This window comes from Pelomonas candidula, from assembly GCF_043555985.1.
Lineage (GTDB): Bacteria > Pseudomonadota > Gammaproteobacteria > Burkholderiales > Burkholderiaceae_C > Pelomonas > Pelomonas candidula.
On sequence record NZ_JBIGIC010000005.1, the window covers coordinates 179505 to 198858 of the forward strand.

The 19354-nt window shown below is 68.6% G+C and carries 23 protein-coding genes; 22 read left to right on the forward strand and 1 reads right to left on the reverse strand.

The window, feature by feature from the left end; genetic code table 11:
* Positions 1 to 25 precede the first annotated feature (25 nt).
* The 7 genes from ACG04R_RS11950 (at position 26) to ACG04R_RS11980 (ending at position 5967) form a co-directional block, all read left to right on the forward strand.
* Positions 26 to 898, forward strand: a complete 873-nt coding sequence (locus tag ACG04R_RS11950) for a flagellin N-terminal helical domain-containing protein (protein WP_394410138.1) — start codon at positions 26 to 28, stop codon at positions 896 to 898.
* Positions 899 to 1069: 171 nt separating this feature from the next.
* The gene (locus ACG04R_RS11955; RefSeq protein ID WP_394410141.1) at positions 1070 to 1966 is read left to right on the forward strand and encodes a flagellin N-terminal helical domain-containing protein; all 897 of its coding nucleotides are present in this window, start codon (positions 1070 to 1072) and stop codon (positions 1964 to 1966) included.
* 104 nt (positions 1967 to 2070) lie between these two features.
* Entirely contained in the window at positions 2071 to 3564 is a 1494-nt protein-coding gene (gene fliD, locus ACG04R_RS11960) for a flagellar filament capping protein FliD (protein ID WP_394410144.1), read from the forward strand.
* A gap of 219 nt (positions 3565 to 3783) precedes the next feature.
* A complete protein-coding gene (gene fliS, locus ACG04R_RS11965; protein WP_394410147.1) occupies positions 3784 to 4218 on the forward strand; it encodes a flagellar export chaperone FliS in 435 nt (144 codons plus the stop codon).
* Between the two features lie 36 nt (positions 4219 to 4254).
* Positions 4255 to 4554, forward strand: a complete 300-nt coding sequence (locus ACG04R_RS11970) for a flagellar protein FliT (protein ID WP_394410150.1) — start codon at positions 4255 to 4257, stop codon at positions 4552 to 4554.
* Between the two features lie 190 nt (positions 4555 to 4744).
* On the forward strand, positions 4745 to 5479 hold the full coding sequence (locus ACG04R_RS11975) for a flagellar brake protein (protein ID WP_394410153.1): 735 nt from the start codon (positions 4745 to 4747) through the stop codon (positions 5477 to 5479).
* Complete coding sequence (locus tag ACG04R_RS11980; RefSeq protein WP_394410156.1) at positions 5476 to 5967, forward strand: pilus assembly FimT family protein; 492 nt, start codon at positions 5476 to 5478, stop codon at positions 5965 to 5967. The genes ACG04R_RS11975 and ACG04R_RS11980 overlap by 4 nt, the downstream gene beginning before the upstream one ends.
* Positions 5968 to 6207: 240 nt before the next feature.
* On the opposite strand, the gene fliE is transcribed toward ACG04R_RS11980, so the two are convergent.
* Positions 6208 to 6534, reverse strand: a complete 327-nt coding sequence (gene fliE / locus ACG04R_RS11985) for a flagellar hook-basal body complex protein FliE (RefSeq protein WP_394410159.1) — start codon at positions 6532 to 6534, stop codon at positions 6208 to 6210.
* A 148-nt stretch (positions 6535 to 6682) separates the two neighbouring features.
* On the opposite strand from fliE, the gene fliF reads away from it, so the two are divergent.
* The 15 genes from fliF (at position 6683) to truD (ending at position 19315) form a co-directional block, all read left to right on the forward strand.
* Positions 6683 to 8377 (forward strand): flagellar basal-body MS-ring/collar protein FliF, encoded by a 1695-nt coding sequence (gene fliF, locus ACG04R_RS11990; protein ID WP_394410162.1) that lies wholly within the window; start codon positions 6683 to 6685, stop codon positions 8375 to 8377.
* Entirely contained in the window at positions 8374 to 8547 is a 174-nt protein-coding gene (locus tag ACG04R_RS11995; protein WP_394410165.1) for a hypothetical protein, read from the forward strand. The genes fliF and ACG04R_RS11995 overlap by 4 nt, the downstream gene beginning before the upstream one ends.
* Before the next feature lie 9 nt (positions 8548 to 8556).
* On the forward strand, positions 8557 to 9552 hold the full coding sequence (gene fliG, locus ACG04R_RS12000; RefSeq protein WP_394410168.1) for a flagellar motor switch protein FliG: 996 nt from the start codon (positions 8557 to 8559) through the stop codon (positions 9550 to 9552).
* A 159-nt stretch (positions 9553 to 9711) separates the two neighbouring features.
* Positions 9712 to 10491 carry a FliH/SctL family protein gene (locus ACG04R_RS12005; protein WP_394410171.1) on the forward strand — a complete coding sequence of 260 codons (780 nt, stop codon included), beginning with the start codon at positions 9712 to 9714 and terminating at the stop codon, positions 10489 to 10491.
* A complete protein-coding gene (gene fliI / locus ACG04R_RS12010; RefSeq protein WP_394410174.1) occupies positions 10488 to 11915 on the forward strand; it encodes a flagellar protein export ATPase FliI in 1428 nt (475 codons plus the stop codon). Before ACG04R_RS12005 ends, fliI begins: the two co-directional genes overlap by 4 nt.
* A gap of 69 nt (positions 11916 to 11984) precedes the next feature.
* Positions 11985 to 12440 carry a flagellar export protein FliJ gene (fliJ, locus tag ACG04R_RS12015; protein ID WP_394410177.1) on the forward strand — a complete coding sequence of 152 codons (456 nt, stop codon included), beginning with the start codon at positions 11985 to 11987 and terminating at the stop codon, positions 12438 to 12440.
* A 7-nt stretch (positions 12441 to 12447) separates the two neighbouring features.
* A complete protein-coding gene (locus ACG04R_RS12020; RefSeq protein ID WP_394410180.1) occupies positions 12448 to 13680 on the forward strand; it encodes a flagellar hook-length control protein FliK in 1233 nt (410 codons plus the stop codon).
* A gap of 124 nt (positions 13681 to 13804) precedes the next feature.
* Positions 13805 to 14410, forward strand: a complete 606-nt coding sequence (locus ACG04R_RS12025) for a flagellar basal body-associated FliL family protein (RefSeq protein ID WP_394410185.1) — start codon at positions 13805 to 13807, stop codon at positions 14408 to 14410.
* Positions 14411 to 14507: 97 nt separating this feature from the next.
* Positions 14508 to 15512: a flagellar motor switch protein FliM gene (gene fliM, locus ACG04R_RS12030; RefSeq protein WP_394410189.1), complete on the forward strand. Its 1005-nt coding sequence runs from the start codon at positions 14508 to 14510 to the stop codon at positions 15510 to 15512.
* Positions 15502 to 15948, forward strand: a complete 447-nt coding sequence (fliN, locus tag ACG04R_RS12035; RefSeq protein WP_394410192.1) for a flagellar motor switch protein FliN — start codon at positions 15502 to 15504, stop codon at positions 15946 to 15948. Before fliM ends, fliN begins: the two co-directional genes overlap by 11 nt.
* A gap of 95 nt (positions 15949 to 16043) precedes the next feature.
* Positions 16044 to 16376: a FliO/MopB family protein gene (locus tag ACG04R_RS12040; protein WP_394410195.1), complete on the forward strand. Its 333-nt coding sequence runs from the start codon at positions 16044 to 16046 to the stop codon at positions 16374 to 16376.
* Positions 16369 to 17109: a flagellar type III secretion system pore protein FliP gene (fliP, locus tag ACG04R_RS12045; protein ID WP_394410198.1), complete on the forward strand. Its 741-nt coding sequence runs from the start codon at positions 16369 to 16371 to the stop codon at positions 17107 to 17109. Before ACG04R_RS12040 ends, fliP begins: the two co-directional genes overlap by 8 nt.
* Before the next feature lie 25 nt (positions 17110 to 17134).
* On the forward strand, positions 17135 to 17404 hold the full coding sequence (gene fliQ / locus ACG04R_RS12050; RefSeq protein WP_394410201.1) for a flagellar biosynthesis protein FliQ: 270 nt from the start codon (positions 17135 to 17137) through the stop codon (positions 17402 to 17404).
* Positions 17405 to 17408: 4 nt separating this feature from the next.
* The gene (gene fliR, locus ACG04R_RS12055) at positions 17409 to 18173 is read left to right on the forward strand and encodes a flagellar biosynthetic protein FliR (RefSeq protein ID WP_394410204.1); all 765 of its coding nucleotides are present in this window, start codon (positions 17409 to 17411) and stop codon (positions 18171 to 18173) included.
* Positions 18174 to 18301: 128 nt separating this feature from the next.
* On the forward strand, positions 18302 to 19315 hold the full coding sequence (gene truD / locus ACG04R_RS12060) for a tRNA pseudouridine(13) synthase TruD (RefSeq protein WP_394410207.1): 1014 nt from the start codon (positions 18302 to 18304) through the stop codon (positions 19313 to 19315).
* Positions 19316 to 19354 lie beyond the last annotated feature (39 nt).

Here is a 19354-nt window from a genome sequence, read left to right on the forward strand (position 1 = left end):
GCCTCGTCAACGAAAGGATTGAGTCATGCCCCAAATCATCAACACCAACCTCGCCTCGCTCAATGCCCAGCGCAACACGGCGATGTCGCAATCGTCGCTGTCGGTCTCGATGCAGCGTCTGTCCTCCGGCCTGCGTGTCAACTCGGCCAAGGACGACGCTGCAGGCCTGGCCATCGCGGAGCGCATGAACGCCCAGGTGCGCGGCTCGCAGGTCGCGATCCGCAACGCCAACGACGGCATCTCGCTGGCGCAGACGGCTGAAGGCGCCCTGTCCAAGGTGGGCGACTCGCTGCAGCGCATGCGTGAGCTGGCCGTGCAGGCCCGCAACGCGACCAACACCAGCGCCGACAAGGATTCGCTGGACAAGGAATTCGGCGAGCTCGCCAAGGAAATCCAGCGCGTGCTGGGCGGCACCACCTTCAACGGCAAGGCGGTGCTGGCCACGACCGACGCGGGCACGCAGACCTTCCAGGTCGGCGCCAACACCACCGGCAACGACCGCATCGACATCGTCACGACCGACATGACGACCACGTCGGAAATCACGCAGGTGGCGGGCACGGACAACACCGGCGCCGGCCGCGCGGTCATCGACAACACGGCTGCCGGCACTGCGATCGACACCGTCATCGCCAACATCGACACCGCGCTGGACAAGGTCAACGGCGAGCGCGCGACGCTGGGCGCTTCGCAGAACCGCTTCGACGCCGTCATCTCCAACCTGCAGGTCGCGGTGGAGAACCAGAGCGCCTCGCGAAGCCGCATCATGGATGCCGACTTCGCCCAGGAAACCGCCAACCTGAGCCGCGCGCAGATCCTGCAGCAGGCCGGCAACACGATGGTGGCCCAGGCCAACCAGCTGCCCAACCAGGTGCTGGCCCTGCTGCGCGGCGGCTGATCGCCGCCCGCAACACCCGGCGCCGCACCCCGAGGGGTGGCGGCGCCGGGCTTTTGATTGGCGGTGGTTTGGCCCGTTGATCGGGCTTTTGGGAATCAGGCGCACTTTCAGAATTCAGGCCATCGGATTGCCTTTCATGCGATCCGGACCGAATTCCCGAGGAGTGCGTAAATGCCCCAGACCATCAACACCAACATCGTCTCGCTAAACGCGCAGCGGAACCTGAACGCCTCGCAGTCGTCGCTCGCGACGTCGATGCAGCGGCTGTCATCCGGCCTGCGCGTGAACTCCGCCAAGGACGATGCGGCCGGCCTGGCGATTGCCGAACGCATGAACACCCAGGTGCGCGGCATGAACGTCGCCATCCGCAACGCCAACGACGGCATCTCGATGTCGCAGACGGCGGAAGGCGCGCTGGGCAAGCTGGCCGAGAACCTGCAGCGCATGCGGGAACTGACGGTCCAGGCCCGCAACTCCACGAACAGCAGCTCCGACAAGGACTCGCTGAACAAGGAATTCGACCAGCTGGGCCAGGAAATCTGGCGCATCGTCAACGCGACGACGTTCAACGGCAAGCCCATCCTGGCGGACACCAGCGGCCAGCCGCAGACCTTCCAGATCGGCGCCAACACGACGACGAACGATTCCATCTCGATCAGCTCAATGAATTTCACGGATCCTGCCGCCGATCCGACAAATCCAACGCAGCCGAACCCCATTGCCACCCTGCTTGGCGGCGGCACCAGCCCCTTCCCAGCGCTGATCGACAACACGGCCGACTTCGCGACGCTGGGCACAGTCATCGACAACATCGACCTGGCGCTGACCTCCGTGAACAACGCCCGTGCCGTGTACGGTGCGACGCAGTCACGCTTCGACGCCGTGATCTCCAACCTGCAGGTCGCCGTCGAGAACCAGACCGCCGCCCGCAGCCGCATCATGGACGCCGACTTCGCCTCGGAAACCTCCAACATGAGCCGGGCACAGATCCTGCAACAAGCCGGTAACGCCATGGTCGCCCAGGCCAACCAGCTGCCGCAGCAGGTGCTGGCGCTGCTGAAGGGCTGACACCGCCGCCGGCTACGCAAAAAATTTACAAACCGGGGCCTAAAGTTCCGGATCGGCCGGCCGATATCCCCCTGGCATATCGGCCTTTTTTGCATTGCTGAGCCATGGCCACAATCTCATCTCTCGGTCTAGGAAGCGGTCTCGACGTCGAATCCATCATCACCAAGTTGATGGCGGTCGAGCAGCAGCCCATCACCGACATCAACAACAAGACGACCGGTCTCAAGACCAAGCTGTCGACATACGGCCAGATCCAGAGCGCCCTGTCGACGCTGCAGACGGCCGCCAACAAGCTCAACGACCCGACCACCTGGGCCGGCACCAAGGCGACCACGAGCGACAGCACCGCCGCCTCCGTGACCGCGTCCAGTGGCGCGGCGGTCGGCACGGCGTCGCTCAGCGTCAGCCAGCTGGCCGCGTCGCAGACGCTGGCTTCCACCACCTTTGCCAGCAACACGGCCACCGTGGGCCAGGGCACCCTCACGATCGAACTCGGCACCTGGGGCACCGACAGCACCGGCGCCGCCACCTTCACGTCCAAGCCCAACACGACCGCGGTCACCGTCACCATCGGCACGGGCCAGGACCAGCTGGCCCAGGTCCGCGACCAGATCAACGCTGCCGGCGCCGGTGTCACGGCCTCCATCGTGACCGACACCACCGGCTCCCGGCTGACCCTCACGTCGCGCAACACCGGCGAGAGCAACGCCTTCCGCGTCACGGTCAACGATGCCGACGGCAATGGCAGCGACGCGTCGGGCCTGTCGCAGCTGGCCTACGACCCCAGTTCGTCCGCCAGCCAGATGACGCAGACGCTGCCGGCCGCCAACGCCCGCGCCATCCTGAACGGCCTGCCGATCAGCTCGGAGAGCAATTCGCTGACCTCCGCCATCGACGGGCTGAACATCACGCTGCTGCGGACGATCCCGCCGACGGCGCCCGTCATGCTCAGCGTGACGCAGGACGCCGACGCCATCAAGAAGGCCGTCACCGACTTCACGACGGCCTACAACGCCGTCAACGCGCTGCTGCGCAGCCAGACCAAGGTCGACACGTCCACCCTCACGGCCGGCATGTCGGCCGATGCGATCGCGGCCGCACAGGCGGCGCGTGCGTCCAGCCTGCAGGGCGACTCCACGGCCATCGGCCTGCAGTACCGGCTGCGTGGCGTCGTGGGCGGCGCGACGTCGCTGGGCGGCTCGCTCTCGCGCCTGGCCGACGTGGGCCTGGCACCGAACTCCGACGGGAGCCTGCCGACCGCCGGCGCCAAGCTCGACTCCGCCCTCGCCAACATCGGCGACCTGAAGCAGTTCTTCATGGGCGTGGACAAGAACGACGACAGCAACGACGGCTTCGCCCAGCGCATCAGCCAGCTCGTCAGCGACGCCCTCAGCGTGGACGGCAGCATCTCCACCCGCCAGAAGGGCATCCAGAGCAACATCGACAGCAACAACAAGCAGGTTGCCGACCTCACCGACCGCTCCGCGAACACCGAGAAGCGCTTGCGCGCCCAGTATTCGGCGCTCGACACCAAGATGAGCCAGCTGAGCAACCTGTCCACCTACATGACCCAGCAGATCGCCCAGTTGAACAAGTGACGGCGCGCCCTGCGCTCCTGACTCAGGCGACCTGCGGGTCGCCTTTTTGTTGCCCGTTTTTTGCCCAACACAGCGGCGCGGCCGGCGCCGCTTTTCAATCCAGCAAAAAAACCTCACAGTTGCCGCCGAGTTCCGGGATGCTCCGGCTCAAGTTCTCCCGGGGGGAGGCCGAAAAACAGTCAACACGACACGCCACCCTCCCATCCCATGTACGGCAACATGTCTTCCCCCTTCGCAGCCCGCAACCAGAGCGCGTCGATGTACGCCAAGGTCGGTCTGGAAACCGATGTGCATTCCGCGACGCCGCACCGCCTGGTGACCATGCTGTTCGACGGCATCTTCGATGCCATGGCCCAGGCCACGCAGGCCATCCAGGCCGGCAACGTCGAACTCAAGGGCCGGTCGCTGTCCCGCGCGGTGCGCATCCTCGACGAAGGCCTGCGCGCCGGCCTCGACCTGTCGGCCGGCCAACTGGCCACCGACCTGCGCGAACTCTACGGCTACGTCTGCATGCGCCTCACGCAGGCCAACCTCAGGGGTGACCTCGCCGCCATCCAGGAATGCCAGCGCCTGCTCAGCCCCGTGCGCGAAGCCTGGGCCGCCATCGGCAACACTCCCGCAGCCCTGGGCGCGAACGCTGCCCGCGCCGCTTGAGTGCCGCCTCCCGCACACATATCCGGTGACCCTGCCATGAACTCCGAACTGCTGAACTACTACGAAGCCATCGAGCAGGCCAGCGCCGACATGCTCTCGGCCGCACGCACGGGCAACTGGGACGAAGTCGTCAAGCTCGAAGGCGCCTGCGTGCTGCTGATCTCGCAGCTCAAGGCCGCCGCCAACCAGGCCCAGCTCGCACCCGGCGAGTCGCAGCTGAAGACGCGCATCATGCAGCGCATCCTGCTCAACGACGCCGAGATCCGCCACCTCGCCGAGCCCTGGCTGGAAGACCTCGACCAGGTGATGAAGGGCAAGAGCCGGATGGTGCATTGAGCCCCTCGTCCGGACTCGCCTGCTGAACGCGGCGAGTCCAGCCGGTCCCCCGAGGGGACGGCGATGCAAGCGGCATCGAGCCGCCTGCACATCGCCCAAGGCGAGCCGGCTTGGGAGCGGCCCGGCGCTCGGCCCGCAAGCGTGATGCGTGCACGCACCGAGCCTCCGCCTCGCGACTACCATCACCGGCATGAGCGCCCCTGAAGCCGCCCCCGAAGAATTGCGGGTCACCGCCGCCGCCGAGATTGCGGCTTACCTGCAGCAGCTGCAGCGCGAGAACGCCGCCGTGCTGCTGAACGGCCCGCCCGGGCGCAGCCTGAGCAGCCGCATCTGCGCGCTGGACACCGGCGCCGACGTGCTGGGCCTGGAGATCGGCGCGGACCCCGACGGCATCAGCCAGGCGCTGGTGGCCGGTGGCGAGATCACCGCCGTGGCCTACCTCGGCACCATCAAGCTGCAATTCGAGCTGGGCGCCGCCGTCCTCGTCAGCGGCGACCAGGGCGCCGTGCTGCGCAGCAGCCTGCCCGAGCGGCTCTACCGTTTCCAGCGCCGCCAGTCGTTCCGTGTGCAGCCGGCCGGCAGCGTCTACCCGCGCGTCATCGTGCCGGGCGGCGAAGAGTTCGGCCGTGCGCTGCGCGTGCTGGACATCAGCGTCGGCGGCCTCGCCCTGGCCCTGCCCGCGAGCTCGGGGCTGCCGCTGCCGATCGGCCAGGTGGCCGCCGGCCTCGTGCTGGAGCTGGACCGCATCACGGCGCTGCGCATCGCGCTGCTGCCGCACCACGCCAGCCCCATCGCCGACGACCCGCAAGGCACGCTGCAGCTCGGCTGCGCCTTCGTCGACCTCGACACCGCCGCCAGCCGCGCCCTGCAGGTCTACGTGGACCAGACGCAAAAGCGCCGCCGGCTGCTGAAGCTGGACGCATGAGGGCCACCCGCAGCCGCGGCTTCACGCTGATCGAGGCGGTCTTCGTGCTGGCCGTGCTGGGCATCGTGCTGTCCGCCGCCGTGCCCAGCTACGCCAGCTACCTGGCCCGCCAGCGCCTGCGCCACGTGGCCGAGCTGCTGGAGATGGACCTGCGCCGTGCCCGCGAGCTCAGCGTGAACGAGGGCCGCGACATCCACGTCAGCTTCCACAGCGGACCGCAGTGGTGCTGGGGCGCCAGCCGCGCGTCGACCTGCGACTGCGCCACGGGCCTGCCTCGCTGCGACCTGGGCGTCGTCGACCACCGCGACTACAAGGGCACGCTGCTGCAGTCGGGCCAGAGCATCACCTTCCAGGCCGGCCTGGGCCGCGCGCTGGACTGGACACGCATCGGCATCTCCAACGACAAGAACCAGCAGCTCTACCTGGACCTCAATCCGCTGGGCCGGCCGACGATTTGCGGGTCGGATGCCCGCAAGGGTGCTTGCTGACCACCGCTGGAGCCCCACGGTTTTCGGGCCGAGCGCCGGGCCGCCCCAAGCCGGCCCGCCTGGCGATGTGCAAGCGGCTCGATGCCGCTTGCATCGCCGTCCCCTCGGGGGCTGAGGCTGGACACATGGTGCCCAGTGGGCGGCATGTGCCTGCTGAAGGGCTGCGGCACTGCCGCAGCGCGGTCTGCAAGACCGACCGGGTTCGCCGCGTACAGCGGGCGAACGTGGGCGAGGGGTCCGTCACACTTGCATGTTCATGATCTCGGAGTAGGCCGAGACGAGGCGGTTGCGCACCTGCAGCGTGGCCTGGAAGCCGATCTGCGCCTTCTGCATGGAGACCATGGTCTCTTCCAGGCTGACGGTCGGGTTGTCCAGCTGCACCTCGCGCTGCAGGCGCGTGGCCTCGTTCTGCTGGGCGCTGACGTTCTTCAGCGCCTGCGTCATCGCATCACCGAAGCTGGCGCCCGTCGTGGCCGCGGGCTTGGCCGACAGCGGCGTGCCGTTCACCGCCAGGCCCGCTCGGGCGGCGGCCTGGGCAAAGTCGAAGGGGCGCAGCTTCATGTCCATGGGGCAGGACTGTGGCAGCTCGTCACACGCGCGAAACAACGAGATACGCGGGCGGGGTCGGCTACTTCGGCGCTTTCTTGAGGGGGTGCGGCACGAATAATTTGCGCCATCGGCCGATTCCCGGCCTTCCCTGCCGTCTCGCCCTCCGATGGACACAGCCCTGAGCGCCCCCGCTGCCACCGCCCCGGTGATGATCAACCCGGTCGAGGCGCAGCCCACCTTCGTGCAGCGCCTGAACGGCCTGCCGCTGCGCAGCAAGTTGACCATGGGTGCCGGCCTGCTGGCGCTGGCGGGCGCCGTGCTGGCCATCACGCTGTGGTCGGCCCAGGGCGACTACCGACCGCTGTACAGCGGCCTGGCCGACAAGGACGGCGGCGAGGTCATCGGCCAGTTGGCCGCGCTGCAGGTGCCCTACAAGCATGAAGCCGGCGGCACCATCCTCGTGCCGGCCGGCCAGGTCTACGAGCTGCGCATGAAGCTGGCGGCCATGGGCCTGCCCAAGGGTGGCGGCACCGGCGCTGCGGCCGGCTTCGAGCTGATGGACAAATCCTCCATCGGCCAGACGCAGTTCGCCGAACGCCTGAACTTCCAGCGCGGCCTGCAGGGCGAGCTGGCACGCACGATCAAGGAACTGGCTGACGTGGCCGACGCCCGCGTGCACCTGGCCATCCCGCAGCAGAACGGCTTCTTCCGCGAGCAGCAGAAGCCCAGCGCCAGCGTCATGCTGACGCTGCGCGGCGGCCGCACGCTGGACCGCAACCAGATCGCCGGCATCGTGCACCTGGTGTCCAGCAGCGTGCCCGAGCTGAGCCCCAAGAACGTCAGCGTGCTGGACCAGACCGGCGCCCTGCTCTCGCAGACCGGCAACGACAACGCCACCGGCCTGGACACGCAGCAGCTGCAGTTCAAGCAGCAGGTCGAGGCCGGCTACAACAAGCGCATCTTCGAGCTGCTGGAGCCGGTCGTCGGCCGCGACAACCTGCGCGCCACGGTCACCGCCGACCTGGATTTCTCGCAGACCGAGGCCACCGCCGAGGAATTCCGCCCGAACCAGGGCCCCAACACGCAGGCCTCGGTGCGCTCCAGCCAGAACAGCGAGAGCACCAACGCCAACGCCGCGCCGCCCACCGGCGTGCCCGGCGCCGCCACCAACCAGCCGCCGGTGCCGGCCACCGCGCCCATCAACGGCGCCAGCGCGCCGCTGCAGGCCGCCCAGGGTGGCGCGGGCCAGAACAGCAGCCGCAAGGAACAGGTCACCAACTACGAGGTCGACAAGACCGTGCGCGTGACGCGCGGCTCGGTCGGCAACGTCAAGCGCCTGAACGCGGCCATCGTCGTCAACCACCGCACGGTGACCGACGCCAAGGGCAAGACGACGACGCAGCCGGTGTCGGACGAGGAGATCGCCCGCCTGACCGACCTCGTCAAGGAGGCGATGGGCTTCAACGCCGAGCGCGGCGATTCGGTCAAGGTCATCAGCGCCCCGTTCATCGTCGACAAGACCGAGCCTGTGGACGTACCGGTGTGGAAGCAACCCTGGCTGCTGGACATCGCCCGCAGCGCCATCGTGCCGCTGGCTCTCGTCGCCATCGCGCTGATCGCCGTGTTCGGCATGATCCGCCCCGCCATCAAGGCCGCCATGCCCAAGCCGCCGGAAGAGAAGCCCGAGACGGTCGACGAGGTGGTGGACGACCCCGAACTGCTGCCGGGCGTCGCGGGCATGCCCAAGCTCGAAGCGCCGCTGCACAACGACAAGCTCGACCGCGCCCGTGCCCTGGCGCGCGACAATCCGGTCGCCGTCGCCAACATCGTGCGCGACTGGATGGAAGGCCAGACGGCATGAAGTTGAGCCCCTCGTCCGGTCACGCCGCGCTGAACGCGGGCGTGCCCAGCCGGTCCCCCGAGGGGACGGCGATGCTTGCCGGATCGACCGGCAAGCACATCGCCATGGCGGGCCGGCTTGGGAGCGGCCCGGCGCTCGGCCCGCTGAGGACGGCACGACGCTTCGTGTAAGGTTTGATCATGGACGACAAGGGCATCGAGAACGCCGCAATCCTGTTGATGTCGCTGGGCGAAGAGGAAGCCAGCGAGGTCTTCAAGCATCTGTCGCCCAAGGAAGTGCAGGCGCTGGGCGAAACCATCGCCAAGCTCAAGGTCATCAAGCGCGCCCAGGTCGAGGAGGTGCTCGACAAGTTCGACTCGGTTGCCGAGACGCACAGCACGCTGGTCACCGACACCGACGAGTACGTGCGCGCCGTGCTGCGCAAGGCGCTGGGCGAGGACAAGGCCAACCTGCTGCTGGACCGCATCCTGCAGGGCAGCGACGTGTCGTCCATCGAGAGCCTGAAGTGGATGGACGCCGCCAGCGTGGCCGAGCTGCTGCGCAACGAGCATCCGCAGATCATCGCGGCCATCCTGGCCCACCTGGACTTCGACCAGACCAGCCAGGTGCTGAAGATGTTCACTGAACGCGGCCGCAACGAGGTGCTGATCCGCATCGCGACACTGGACGGCATCCAGCCGACGGCGCTGAAGGACCTCAACGAGGTCATGAGCCAGATCCTGGCCGGCGGCGAGCGCATGAAGAAGAGCTCGCTGGGCGGCGCCAAGACGGCGGCCGAGATCATCAACATGATGGGCTCCAGCGTCGAAGCCTCGGTGCTGGACTACATCCGCGAAGCCGACTCCGACCTCGCGCAGAAGATCATGGACAACATGTTCACGTTCGACGACGTGAACAAGATCGACGACAAGGGCATCCAGGCCGTGCTCAAGGAAGTGCAGAGCGAGAGCCTCATCGTCGCGCTCAAGGGCGCCAGCGCCGACCTGCGCGAGAAGATCTTCCGCAACATGTCCAGCCGCGCCGCCGAGACGTTGCGCGAGGACCTGGAAACGCGCGGCCCGGTGCGGCTGTCCGAGGTCGAGGCCGAGCAGAAGGAAATGCTCAAGATCGTGCGCCGCCTGGTGGACGAGGGCCAGATCGTGCTCGCGGGCGGCGGCGACGACCAATTCGTCTGACCATGAGGCCCCTCGTCCAAGGAGTACCTTGGCCGGTCCCCCGAGGGGACGGCGATGCTTGCCGGATCGACCGGCAAGCACATCGCCCAAGCGGGCCGGCTCGGGAGCGGCCCAGCGCTCGGCCCGCGATGCGGCAAGATGCGCCAGGGAACAATTGAAATGGTCACACGACAACCGCCCCGCCAGGTGCCCCCGCCCGACCGCCGCGAAGGCGATCGGCGCGCCAGCTACGCCCGCTTCATCCCCGGAGAGGAAGTCCAGGGCGCCAAGGCCTGGAACCTCGACAACCTGGGCGACACCGCGCCCTCCCCGTTCGCGCCGATGCGCCCCGGCACGCCACCGGCGCCCCCGCCCGCCGCGGCTGCGCCGGTGCAGCCTCCGCCGCCGCCCGAGCCCAGCGTGCAGGAGCAGTTGCACGCCGCCCGCCAGACCGGCTACCAGGACGGCTACCGTGACGGCATGGCCGCGCTGGACGCCTTCAAGCAAAGCTTCGCGCAGCAGATCAGTGCCCAGATCGGTGTCGTCGTGAAGAACTTCGACGCCGAGATGCAGGCGCTGGAAGGCGAAATGGCCCAGTCCATCGCCCGCATCGCCGTCGAGCTGGCCCGCCAGGTCGTGCGCAGCGAACTGGAGCAGCGGCCCGAGCTGATCGCCCGCGTCGCGCATGACGCCGTCGAGGCGCTGCAGCTGTCGGCCCGGCATGTGCGCATGCGCGTGCATCCCGACGACTTCCCGCTCGTGCAGGAGGGCGCCGGCCAGGAGCTGCAGGCGCGCGAGACCCAGCTCATCCCCGACGCTGACGTCGCGCGTGGCGGCGTCAAGGTCGATGCCGACATCGCCAGCGTCGACGCGACGATCGCGACGCGCTGGCAACAGGCCGTCTCGGCCATCGGCCAGCAGTCGATCTGGGAAGACCGCCGCGGCGCGGACGACGAATGACGTCCGCCCGCGCCGACCGCTGGCAGCGCTACCTCGCCGACCTGGAGACGCTGGCCGGCAACCCCGCGCCGCTGGAGTCGCAGGGCAAGCTGGTACGCGTCGCCGGCCTGGTGCTGGAGGCGACCGGCATCAAGGTGCCGCTGGGGTCGGTCTGCCGCATCCAGATGCCCAGCACCGGCAACAGCCCGCGCCGCGGCATGGCGCCGGTGAACGCCGAGGTCGTCGGCTTCTCGGGCGACCGCGCCTACCTGATGCCCACCGACGAGGTGCAGGGCCTGAGCAGCGGCGCGACCGTCGTGCCCCGCCATCTGCCGCCGCTGGCGCCGCAGCTGGGCCAGCCGCTGCACCCCTGGCGCCGCGGCGAGGACCGCGGCCTGCACCTGCCGATGGGCGAAGGCCTGCTGGGCCGCGTCGTCGATCCGCACGGCCACCCGCTGGACCGCGGCGGCGACCTCACCAACATCCACAACGAGCCGATGGTGCGCCGGCCCATCAACGCGATGGACCGTGACCCGGTGCGCACGCCGCTGGACACGGGCGTGCGGGCCATCAACGCGCTGCTGACCGTGGGGCGCGGCCAACGCCTGGGGCTGTTCGCCGGCACCGGCGTCGGCAAGTCGGTGCTGCTGGGCATGATGGCGCGCTACACGCAGGCCGACGTCATCGTCGTCGGCCTCATCGGCGAGCGCGGCCGCGAGGTGAAGGAGTTCATCGAGGACATCCTGGGCGAGCAGGGCCTCAAGCGCAGCGTGGTGGTGGCCGCGCCGGCCGATGCGCCGCCGCTGATGCGCATGCAGGGCGCGCACTACGCGACCGCCATCGCCGAGTTCTTCCGCGACTCGGGGGCCCACGTCCTGCTGCTGATGGACTCGCTGACCCGCTATGCAATGGCCCAGCGCGAGATCGCACTGGCCATCGGCGAGCCGCCCGCCACCAAGGGCTACCCGCCCAGCTGCTTCGCCAAGCTGCCGCAACTGGTGGAGCGCAGCGGCAACGGCCTGCCCGGCGAAGGCTCGATCACGGCCTTCTACACGGTGCTGACCGAGGGCGACGACCCGCAGGACCCGATCGCCGACGCGGCACGCGGCATCCTGGACGGCCACATCGTGCTGTCGCGCGAACTCGCCGAGGCCGGCCACTACCCAGCCATCGACATCGAGCGCAGCGTTTCCCGGGTGATGACCAGTGTTGCACCCCAAAACCAGGTCGATTCCGCGCGTCGGTTCCGCCAACTTCTGGCGAAATACAACAAGGCCCGCGACCTGATCCAGCTCGGTGCCTACGCGCCTGGCGCGGACCCCGAGCTGGATCTGGCCGTTCGCCTGCACGCCGACATGACGCGGCTGCTGCAGCAGGACATGCACAGCCCGGCACTTCTTCACGCCAGCGTCAACCAGCTGCAGGCCGTGGTCCAGGGCGCCTAAACCTGCGGGTCGGGCGCGCCGATATCGACTGAGTGCCGGGGTCTCTCCGGCGCTGCGCTGGAGACCTGAATGAGTGCCACTGCGACCGACACCCTGAGCCTGCTGCTCGAACGCGCCGAGGGCGAGCGCGACGCTGCCGCGCGCGCGTTGCACGCCGCCGGCCAGCAGGCCGAGGCCGCGCGCGCCCAGCACGGCCAGCTGGCCGACTACCAGCAGGACTACCGCCAACGCTGGACGCATAGCTTCACCCAGGGCACGACGATGAGCATCGTCGACTGCTACCAGAGCTTCGGCCAGCGGCTGGAGCAGGCCGTCACGACGCAGCACCACGTCGCCAACCACGCCGACCAGCGCCAGGTGCGTGCCCGCGAGGCGCTGCGTGAGGCCGAACTGCGCGTCGCCGCGTTGCGCCAGCTGATCGCCCGCCGCCAGGCCGAGGCCGCCAAGGCGGCGCAGCGCCGCGAGCAGCGCGCCGACGACGAGTTCGCCGCCCGCGCCCACCTGCGCCGTACCGCCCACGCCTGACCCCACCATGCTCAGCAGCGCCCAGAACATCGCCCCCAAGCCGGCCGCCTCGCTGCCGCCCGCCGTGCAGGCCTCGCAGCCCGCCAACACCGCCGGCAGCGCACCCAAGTTCGCCCAGTTCCTGACCGACCAGGCCAGCCTGCCGACGCCGCCTGCCCACACCGAGCCCGAACCCACCCCGCCGGAAGCCGCCGCGCCGGCCGCGCCCGCGCCGCGCCGCGCCACGGCCCAGCCGGCCAAGCCCGCTGCGCAGAAGTCGGCAAGCGAGGCCCCGGCCAAGGCCGACGCCAAGACCGACGCGAAGGCCGATGGCGCCGACAAGACCGATGCCGACAAGTCCACCAACGCCGTGTCGGCCGACGGCGATGACGACGACACGCCCGATACGTCCAAGCTGAAGGAGTTCACGCAGCTCATCGGCATGAACGCCGCCGCGCAGCCCGATGCCGCCGCAGCCGCGGCCGCGGCCAGGCCCGAGCTGCATCGCGGCCACGCCGCCACGGCCAGCACTGGCGCTGACGACGACGCCACCCAGGGCCGCACGGCCCTGCAGGCCGCCGGCGACAAGGGTCGCGCCAAGGACAAGCCCGAGATCGCTACGGCCAAGCCCGCCGAGCTCCACGCCGACAAGGCCGCCGCGCAGGCCGCGTCCGAGCCGCTGCAGGCCACCGCCACGAAGCAGTCTGCCGACCTGCCCGCCGCGGCGGCGCCCACACAGGCCACCCCCAGCTTCGCGGCCACGCTGGCCCAGGCGCTGCCCCCGCCCGCCGCGACGCCCGACACCGCCCCCACGACGACGTACTCCAGCGTCCAGTCACCGGTGAACGGCTCGGCCTTCGCACCCGAGCTGGGCGCGCGGGTCAGCCTGCTGGCCGTGGACGGCGTGCAACAGGCCGAACTGCAGCTCAACCCGGCCGACATGGGCCCGGTGGCCGTGCAGATCACCGTGGACGGCAACCAGGCGCAGGTGTCCTTCCACGCCGCGCACGCCGAGACGCGCCAGGCGCTGGAGCAGAGCCTGCCCGACCTCGCGGCGGCACTGCAGGGCCAGGGCCTGACGCTGTCCGGCGGCGGCGTGTTCCAGCAGGCGCAGCGTGACGTGGATCACGGTGAGCCGCAGTCCGGCAACGGCGGCACGACCCGCAGCGCACGCGGCAGCAACAGCCGCGTGGACGGCACGACCGCCAGCGCCGCGCCCGCGGCGCGCCGCTCCGTCGGCCTGCTCGACACATTTGCCTGAGCATGAAGCGGAAATAGCCACGCCACGCGCGGCCTAATCCACGCTTGCGGGAGTGGACCGAAGTCAATAATCGGGCATAGCAACGCCCACCACGTGCGGTGGGCGCCAAGTTCAAGGAGTTCTCATGGCGACTGCGCCGGCTGCCGAAGAGGCCGCGCCCAAGGGCGGCGGCAGCAAGAAGCTGATCATCATCCTGGCCGCCGTGCTGGTTCTGGTGCTGGTGGGCGGCGGGGCGGCCGTCATGCTGCTCAAGAAGAAGCAGGCTGCCGACGACAGCGAGGACGGCGCCGACACGGCCGAGGCCGCGCCCAAGGCCAAGGCGCACCCCAAGAGCGACCACCCGCCCACCTTCGTGCCGCTGGACCCGTTCACGGTCAACCTGGCCGACAAGGACGTGGACCGCTTCGCGCAGATCGGCATCACGCTGCAGGTCGACGACCCGCACTTCGCCGACCAGATCAAGGCCTACATGCCCGCCATCCGCAGCAATGTGCTGATGGTGCTGTCGCACAAGACCGCCGTCGAGCTGCTGACCCAGGAAGGCAAGGAAAAGCTGGCCAAGGACATCATGCGCGAGTCGGTGCGCCCGATGGGCATCGAGCTGGACGACGAGGACGAGGACGAAGCCCCCGCGGCCGCGGACGCGCCGAAGAAGAAAAAGAAGAAGAAAAAGGCCCACGTCGAGAGCCCGGTCACCCAGGTCCTGTTCTCCAACTTCATCGTGCAGTAGTCATGTTGACCCCGGCCAACTTCGTTGCCCGCCCCCCGAGGGGGCTGCGGCCCTCACCTTGGGGCGGCCCGGCGGTTCGGTCCGTATCGGATTCACCATGAATCAGCAGATTCTTTCGCAAGACGAAGTCGATGCACTGCTCCAGGGCATCACCGGCGAGAGCCAGAAGCTCGAGCAGGAGGAGGAGCAGGTCGGCGGCATACGCGAGTACAACCTCGCGAGCCAGGAACGCATCGTCCGTGGGCGCATGCCCACGATGGAGATCATCAACGAGCGGTTCGCGCGCAACATCCGCGTGGGCCTGTTCAACTTCATCCGCAAGAGCCCGGAAGTCGCCATCGGCGGCATCAAGGTGCAGAAGTACAGCGCCTTCCTGCGCGAGATCGTCGTCCCGACCAACTTCAACATCGTGTCGGTGAAGCCGCTGCGCGGCAGCGGCCTCATCGTCTGCGACCCGACGCTGGTGTTCGCCGTCATCGACTCGCTGTTCGGCGGCATCGGCAAGTTCCACGCCCGCATCGAAGGTCGCGATTTCTCCCCCACCGAGCAGCGCGTCATCACGCGCATCGTGGAAGTGATCCTGCAGGAGTACCACAAGGCCTGGAAGGGCATCTATCCGCTGGAGCTGGAATACCAGCGCTCGGAGATGCAGCCCCAGTTCGCCAACATCGCCACGCCCAGCGAGATCGTCGTGTCGACGTCGTTCACGCTGGAGATCGGCGAGACCAGCGGCACGATCTACTTCTGCATCCCGTACTCGACGCTGGAGCCCATCCGCGACGTGCTGTATTCGACGACGGTCGGCGACTCCTCCGAGCCCGACCGCCGCTGGATCAACCTGCTGAAGACGCAGATCCAGGCCGCCGAGGTGGAACTCATCGCCGAACTGGGCACGGCGCCGGCCACCGTGGAGCAGCTGCTGGCCTTCAAGCCGGGCGATTTCATCGAGCTGGACCTGGCGCCCATGATCCAGACCAAGGTGGACGGCGTGCCCGTCTTCGACTGCCACTACGGCACTTCCAACGGCAAGTACGCCCTCAAGATCGACAAGATGCTGACCGGCTCTCAAGAGAGCTGGCTGGGAGCCAAACATGAGTCCTGATTCACCCAGCCAAGAAGAACAAGACGCGATGGCGGCCGAATGGGCCGCGGCGCTGGCCGAGGCCGCGCCCGCCCCGTCGTCGGTCGCCTCCGAAGTGACCGAGGCGCCGGAGCAGGTCTCCACGCCCAGCTTCGCCAACTTCTCGCCGACGACGGCGGGCGGCCCTGCGGGCGACATCAACATGATCCTGGACATCCCCGTCCAGCTGACCGTGGAACTGGGCCGCACCCGCATCCCGATCAAGAACATCCTGCAACTGGCCCAGGGCTCGGTCGTCGAGCTGGACGCGCTGGCCGGCGAACCGATGGACGTGCTCGTGAACGGCTACCTGATCGCCCAGGGCGAGGTCGTCGTCGTGAACGACAAGTTCGGCATCCGTCTGACGGACATCGTCACGCCATCCGAGCGCATGCGCCGCCTGTCCAAGGCCGCCTGACCTTCGCGCCGCAGGCGCAGTCTTTCGACAACCAAGGGTTTGTCGGGCCATTTAGGGGGTTCGGCCGCTCAAGTCCGTCCGCAGAATGCCGAGGCATGAATGCTTCCGGCCTGCTCCCCTTCCTCTGGTTCCTTGCCATCGTCGCGCTGATCCCGGTCGCGCTGTGGCTGCTCAAGCGCACGCCCTATGGACGCGTGTTCGGCGGCGCGGCCACGGCCGGCGTGCTGCGTGTGGTGGCCCAGTTGCCCACCGCGCCCAACCAGCGACTGATTGTCGTCGAGGTCGGCCAGGGCGATGACCGCCGCTGGCTGGTGCTGGGCGCCACGGCGCAGAACATCACGACGCTGCATGTCATGCCGCCGCAGCCCGAACCGCCGGCGCCGGCCAGCTTCGCCAAGCTGCTGAGCAAGGAACGCGGCCATGCGTAAGGTCGTCGCGCTCGCGCTGCTGCTGGCCGCCGGCGGCGCCTTCGCCCAGGCCCAGACCCCGCCGGCCACACTGCCGCTGCTGGTCGGCCAGGGCGCGGGCGGCAGCTACTCGGTGCCCATCCAGACGCTGCTGTTCTTCACCGCCCTGGGCTTCCTGCCCGCGGTCATCCTGATGATGACGGCGTTCACGCGCATCGTCATCGTGCTGAGCCTGATGCGCCAGGCGCTGGGCACGCAGGCCGCGCCACCCAACCAGGTCATCGTGGGCCTGTCGCTCTTTCTGACCTTTTTCGTCATGAGCCCGACGCTGGACAAGGTCTACGCCGACGCCTGGCAGCCCTACTCCGCCGGCACGATCCAGTTCGACGAGGCCTTGAAGCGCGCCGAGGTGCCGATGCGCGGCTTCATGCTCAAGCAGACGCGCCAGTCCGACGTGGCGCTGTTCTCGCGCCTGGCCAAGCTGGACAGCGGCATCAAGCCCGAGGAAGTGCCCTTCAAGGTGCTGGTGCCGGCCTTCGTGACCAGCGAGCTCAAGAGCGCCTTCCAGATCGCCTTCCTGATCTTCATCCCCTTCCTCGTCATCGACATGATCGTGGCGAGCGTGCTGATGAGCCTCGGGATGATGATGCTGTCGCCGGTGCTCGTCTCCCTGCCCTTCAAGCTGATGCTGTTCGTGCTGGCCGATGGCTGGAACCTGCTGCTCGGCTCCCTCGCCGCTTCTTTCGTCACCTGACGAAGCGCCCAACCGACCGAGATTCATGGACGCACAACAAGTCTTCACCTTCGGCCAGCAAGGCCTGTACATGATGATGCTGGTGGCCGCGCCCATCCTCATCGTCGTGCTGCTGGTCGGCGTGCTGGTCAGCGTGTTCCAGGCCGCCACGCAGATCAACGAGGCGACGCTGTCCTTCGTGCCCAAGGTCATCGCCGCCGTGCTGACGCTGGCCATCGCCGGGCCGTGGATGATGACGACGCTGGTCGAGTACATCCAGCGCACGCTGCAGACCATTCCGCAAGCGGTCGGCTGACGACGTGTTCTCCGTCACCGAAGCCCAGCTGCTGGCGTGGTTGAGCCCGCTGCTCTGGCCTTTCATCCGCACGCTGGCGCTGTTCGCCGGCATGCCCACGTTCAGCCAGCGCAACGTGCCGCTGCGGCTGCGCATCGGACTGTCGCTGTTCATCGCCGTCGCGGCCCAGCCGTCGCTGCCGGACATCCCGCCCACGCCGCTGGACTCGCTGCCCGCCCTGACATTGCTGGTCGCCCAGCAGTTGCTGATCGGGCTGTCCATGGGCTTCGCGGTTCGCATCGTGTTCGCCGCGCTGGAGTTCGCCGGCGAGATCATCGGCCTGCAGATGGGGCTGAACTTCGCCGGCTTCTTCGACCCCAGCAGCGGCGCCCAGGGCACGGCCAGCGCGCGCTTCTTCGGCAGCATGGTGGCCTTTCTGTTCATCGCCATCAACGGCCACCTGCTGCTCATCAATGCGCTGGTCCAGAGCTTCCACACCTTCCCGGTGGGTGGCGAGCCGTTCGCCTTCCTGCGCATGGCCCGGCCCCAGGAGTGGGGCGCGGAGATCTTCACCATCGGCCTGTGGATCGCGCTGCCACTGGTGACGATGCTGCTGTTCGTCAACCTCGTCATGGGCGTCATCTCCCGCGTCGCGCCGCAGATCGGCGTTTTCTCGGTCGGCTTCCCGATGACGGTCAGCGTGGGCCTGATCGGCATGGTCGCCACGCTGCCGCTGATGCAGACGCCATTCACGGTGGCGCTGGAGCGGCTGCTCGCGGCGTTCAGCTGATCGCTGGCTGCAGCTACGACCGAATCCATCGTCGGTCGCCGTGAACGATCAGGCATTGGGGTCGCGAGAGAATCGCGGGCTCACCGCTGGCCCCGGCCCCTTCGACGGCCGGTGCCGTACGACACCCCATGACCGACGCTCAATACACGACCTTGCCGCACTGGCCCAACGCTTATCCGGCCAGCGGCGCCAGCGCCACGCTGAAACGCCTCAACGAGGATTTCATCGTGACCGAGCTGCCACTGCAACTGCCCTCCGGCGCGGGTGAACACCTCTGGCTGGACATCGAAAAGAACGGCGCCAACACCGCCTACGTTGCCGCGCAGCTGGCCGAGGCCGCCGGCGTGGAGGAACGGGACGTGGGCTATGCCGGCCTCAAGGACCGCTACGCCATCACCCGGCAGTGGTTCAGCATCTACCTGCCGAAGGGCGAGACACCTGACCTGACCCAGCTTCAGCACCCGGAATTCAAGGTGTTGAGTCAGAGCCGCCACGTGAAGAAGCTGCGCCCGGGTGACCTGCAGGGCAACCGGTTCCGCATCGTGCTGCGCGACGTGACCGGCGACCGCGACGCCATCGAGGCGAATCTGAAAGCGGTTGCGTCGCACGGCGTGCCCAACTACTTCGGCGCCCAGCGTTTCGGCTTCGACGGCGGCAATGTCGAGCAGGGCCGGGCCATGCTGGCGCGCGAGATCCGCGTGCGCAATCCGAAGAAGAAGGGTATCTACCTGTCGGCGGTGCGCTCCTTCGTCTTCAACGAGGTGCTGGCGCTGCGGATTCAGCAGGGACTCTGGGGCAAGAGCCTGCCCGGCGACGTGATGGACGAGGCGGGCCGCCCCACCGGGCCGCTGTGGGGGCGGGGTCGCGTGAGCACCACCGATCAGGCGCAGGCCCTGGAGAACGGGGTGGCGCAACGCCACGCCGCCCTGTGCGACGGCATGGAACACGCCGGCCTGGATCAGGAGCGCCGCGCCCTGGTGGCGAGCCCGGCGGAGATGTCATGGGAATGGCCGCAGGCCGATCAACTGGCGCTCACGTTCTGCTTGCCCGCCGGGAACTACGCCACGTCCGTGCTGAACGAAATCCTCCGCACGACGGAGCCTGACCGGCACACAGAGAGCGAGTCCGCGGCCGTCGACTGAGCGCCCGCTCACCGCGGCTGGGCTGGAGGCTTCTGCCGC

Bases quoted from the DNA above. Each gene is read 5' to 3' on its own strand.
- truD (WP_394410207.1), top strand. From the start codon at position 18,302: ATGACCGACGCTCAATACACGACCTTGCCGCACTGGCCCAACGCTTAT.
- fliM (WP_394410189.1), top strand. From the start codon at position 14,508: ATGAATCAGCAGATTCTTTCGCAAGACGAAGTCGATGCACTGCTCCAG.
- fliF (WP_394410162.1), top strand. From the start codon at position 6,683: ATGGACACAGCCCTGAGCGCCCCCGCTGCCACCGCCCCGGTGATGATC.
- fliG (WP_394410168.1), top strand. From the start codon at position 8,557: ATGGACGACAAGGGCATCGAGAACGCCGCAATCCTGTTGATGTCGCTG.
- fliE (WP_394410159.1), bottom strand. From the start codon at position 6,534: ATGGACATGAAGCTGCGCCCCTTCGACTTTGCCCAGGCCGCCGCCCGA.
- ACG04R_RS12040 (WP_394410195.1), top strand. From the start codon at position 16,044: ATGAATGCTTCCGGCCTGCTCCCCTTCCTCTGGTTCCTTGCCATCGTC.
- fliQ (WP_394410201.1), top strand. From the start codon at position 17,135: ATGGACGCACAACAAGTCTTCACCTTCGGCCAGCAAGGCCTGTACATG.
- ACG04R_RS11955 (WP_394410141.1), top strand. From the start codon at position 1,070: ATGCCCCAGACCATCAACACCAACATCGTCTCGCTAAACGCGCAGCGG.
- ACG04R_RS11970 (WP_394410150.1), top strand. From the start codon at position 4,255: ATGAACTCCGAACTGCTGAACTACTACGAAGCCATCGAGCAGGCCAGC.
- fliI (WP_394410174.1), top strand. From the start codon at position 10,488: ATGACGTCCGCCCGCGCCGACCGCTGGCAGCGCTACCTCGCCGACCTG.
- fliN (WP_394410192.1), top strand. From the start codon at position 15,502: ATGAGTCCTGATTCACCCAGCCAAGAAGAACAAGACGCGATGGCGGCC.
- ACG04R_RS11950 (WP_394410138.1), top strand. From the start codon at position 26: ATGCCCCAAATCATCAACACCAACCTCGCCTCGCTCAATGCCCAGCGC.
- fliD (WP_394410144.1), top strand. From the start codon at position 2,071: ATGGCCACAATCTCATCTCTCGGTCTAGGAAGCGGTCTCGACGTCGAA.
- fliJ (WP_394410177.1), top strand. From the start codon at position 11,985: ATGAGTGCCACTGCGACCGACACCCTGAGCCTGCTGCTCGAACGCGCC.
- ACG04R_RS11975 (WP_394410153.1), top strand. From the start codon at position 4,745: ATGAGCGCCCCTGAAGCCGCCCCCGAAGAATTGCGGGTCACCGCCGCC.
- fliS (WP_394410147.1), top strand. From the start codon at position 3,784: ATGTCTTCCCCCTTCGCAGCCCGCAACCAGAGCGCGTCGATGTACGCC.
- ACG04R_RS11980 (WP_394410156.1), top strand. From the start codon at position 5,476: ATGAGGGCCACCCGCAGCCGCGGCTTCACGCTGATCGAGGCGGTCTTC.
- ACG04R_RS12025 (WP_394410185.1), top strand. From the start codon at position 13,805: ATGGCGACTGCGCCGGCTGCCGAAGAGGCCGCGCCCAAGGGCGGCGGC.
- ACG04R_RS12005 (WP_394410171.1), top strand. From the start codon at position 9,712: ATGGTCACACGACAACCGCCCCGCCAGGTGCCCCCGCCCGACCGCCGC.
- ACG04R_RS11995 (WP_394410165.1), top strand. From the start codon at position 8,374: ATGAAGTTGAGCCCCTCGTCCGGTCACGCCGCGCTGAACGCGGGCGTG.
- ACG04R_RS12020 (WP_394410180.1), top strand. From the start codon at position 12,448: ATGCTCAGCAGCGCCCAGAACATCGCCCCCAAGCCGGCCGCCTCGCTG.
- fliP (WP_394410198.1), top strand. From the start codon at position 16,369: ATGCGTAAGGTCGTCGCGCTCGCGCTGCTGCTGGCCGCCGGCGGCGCC.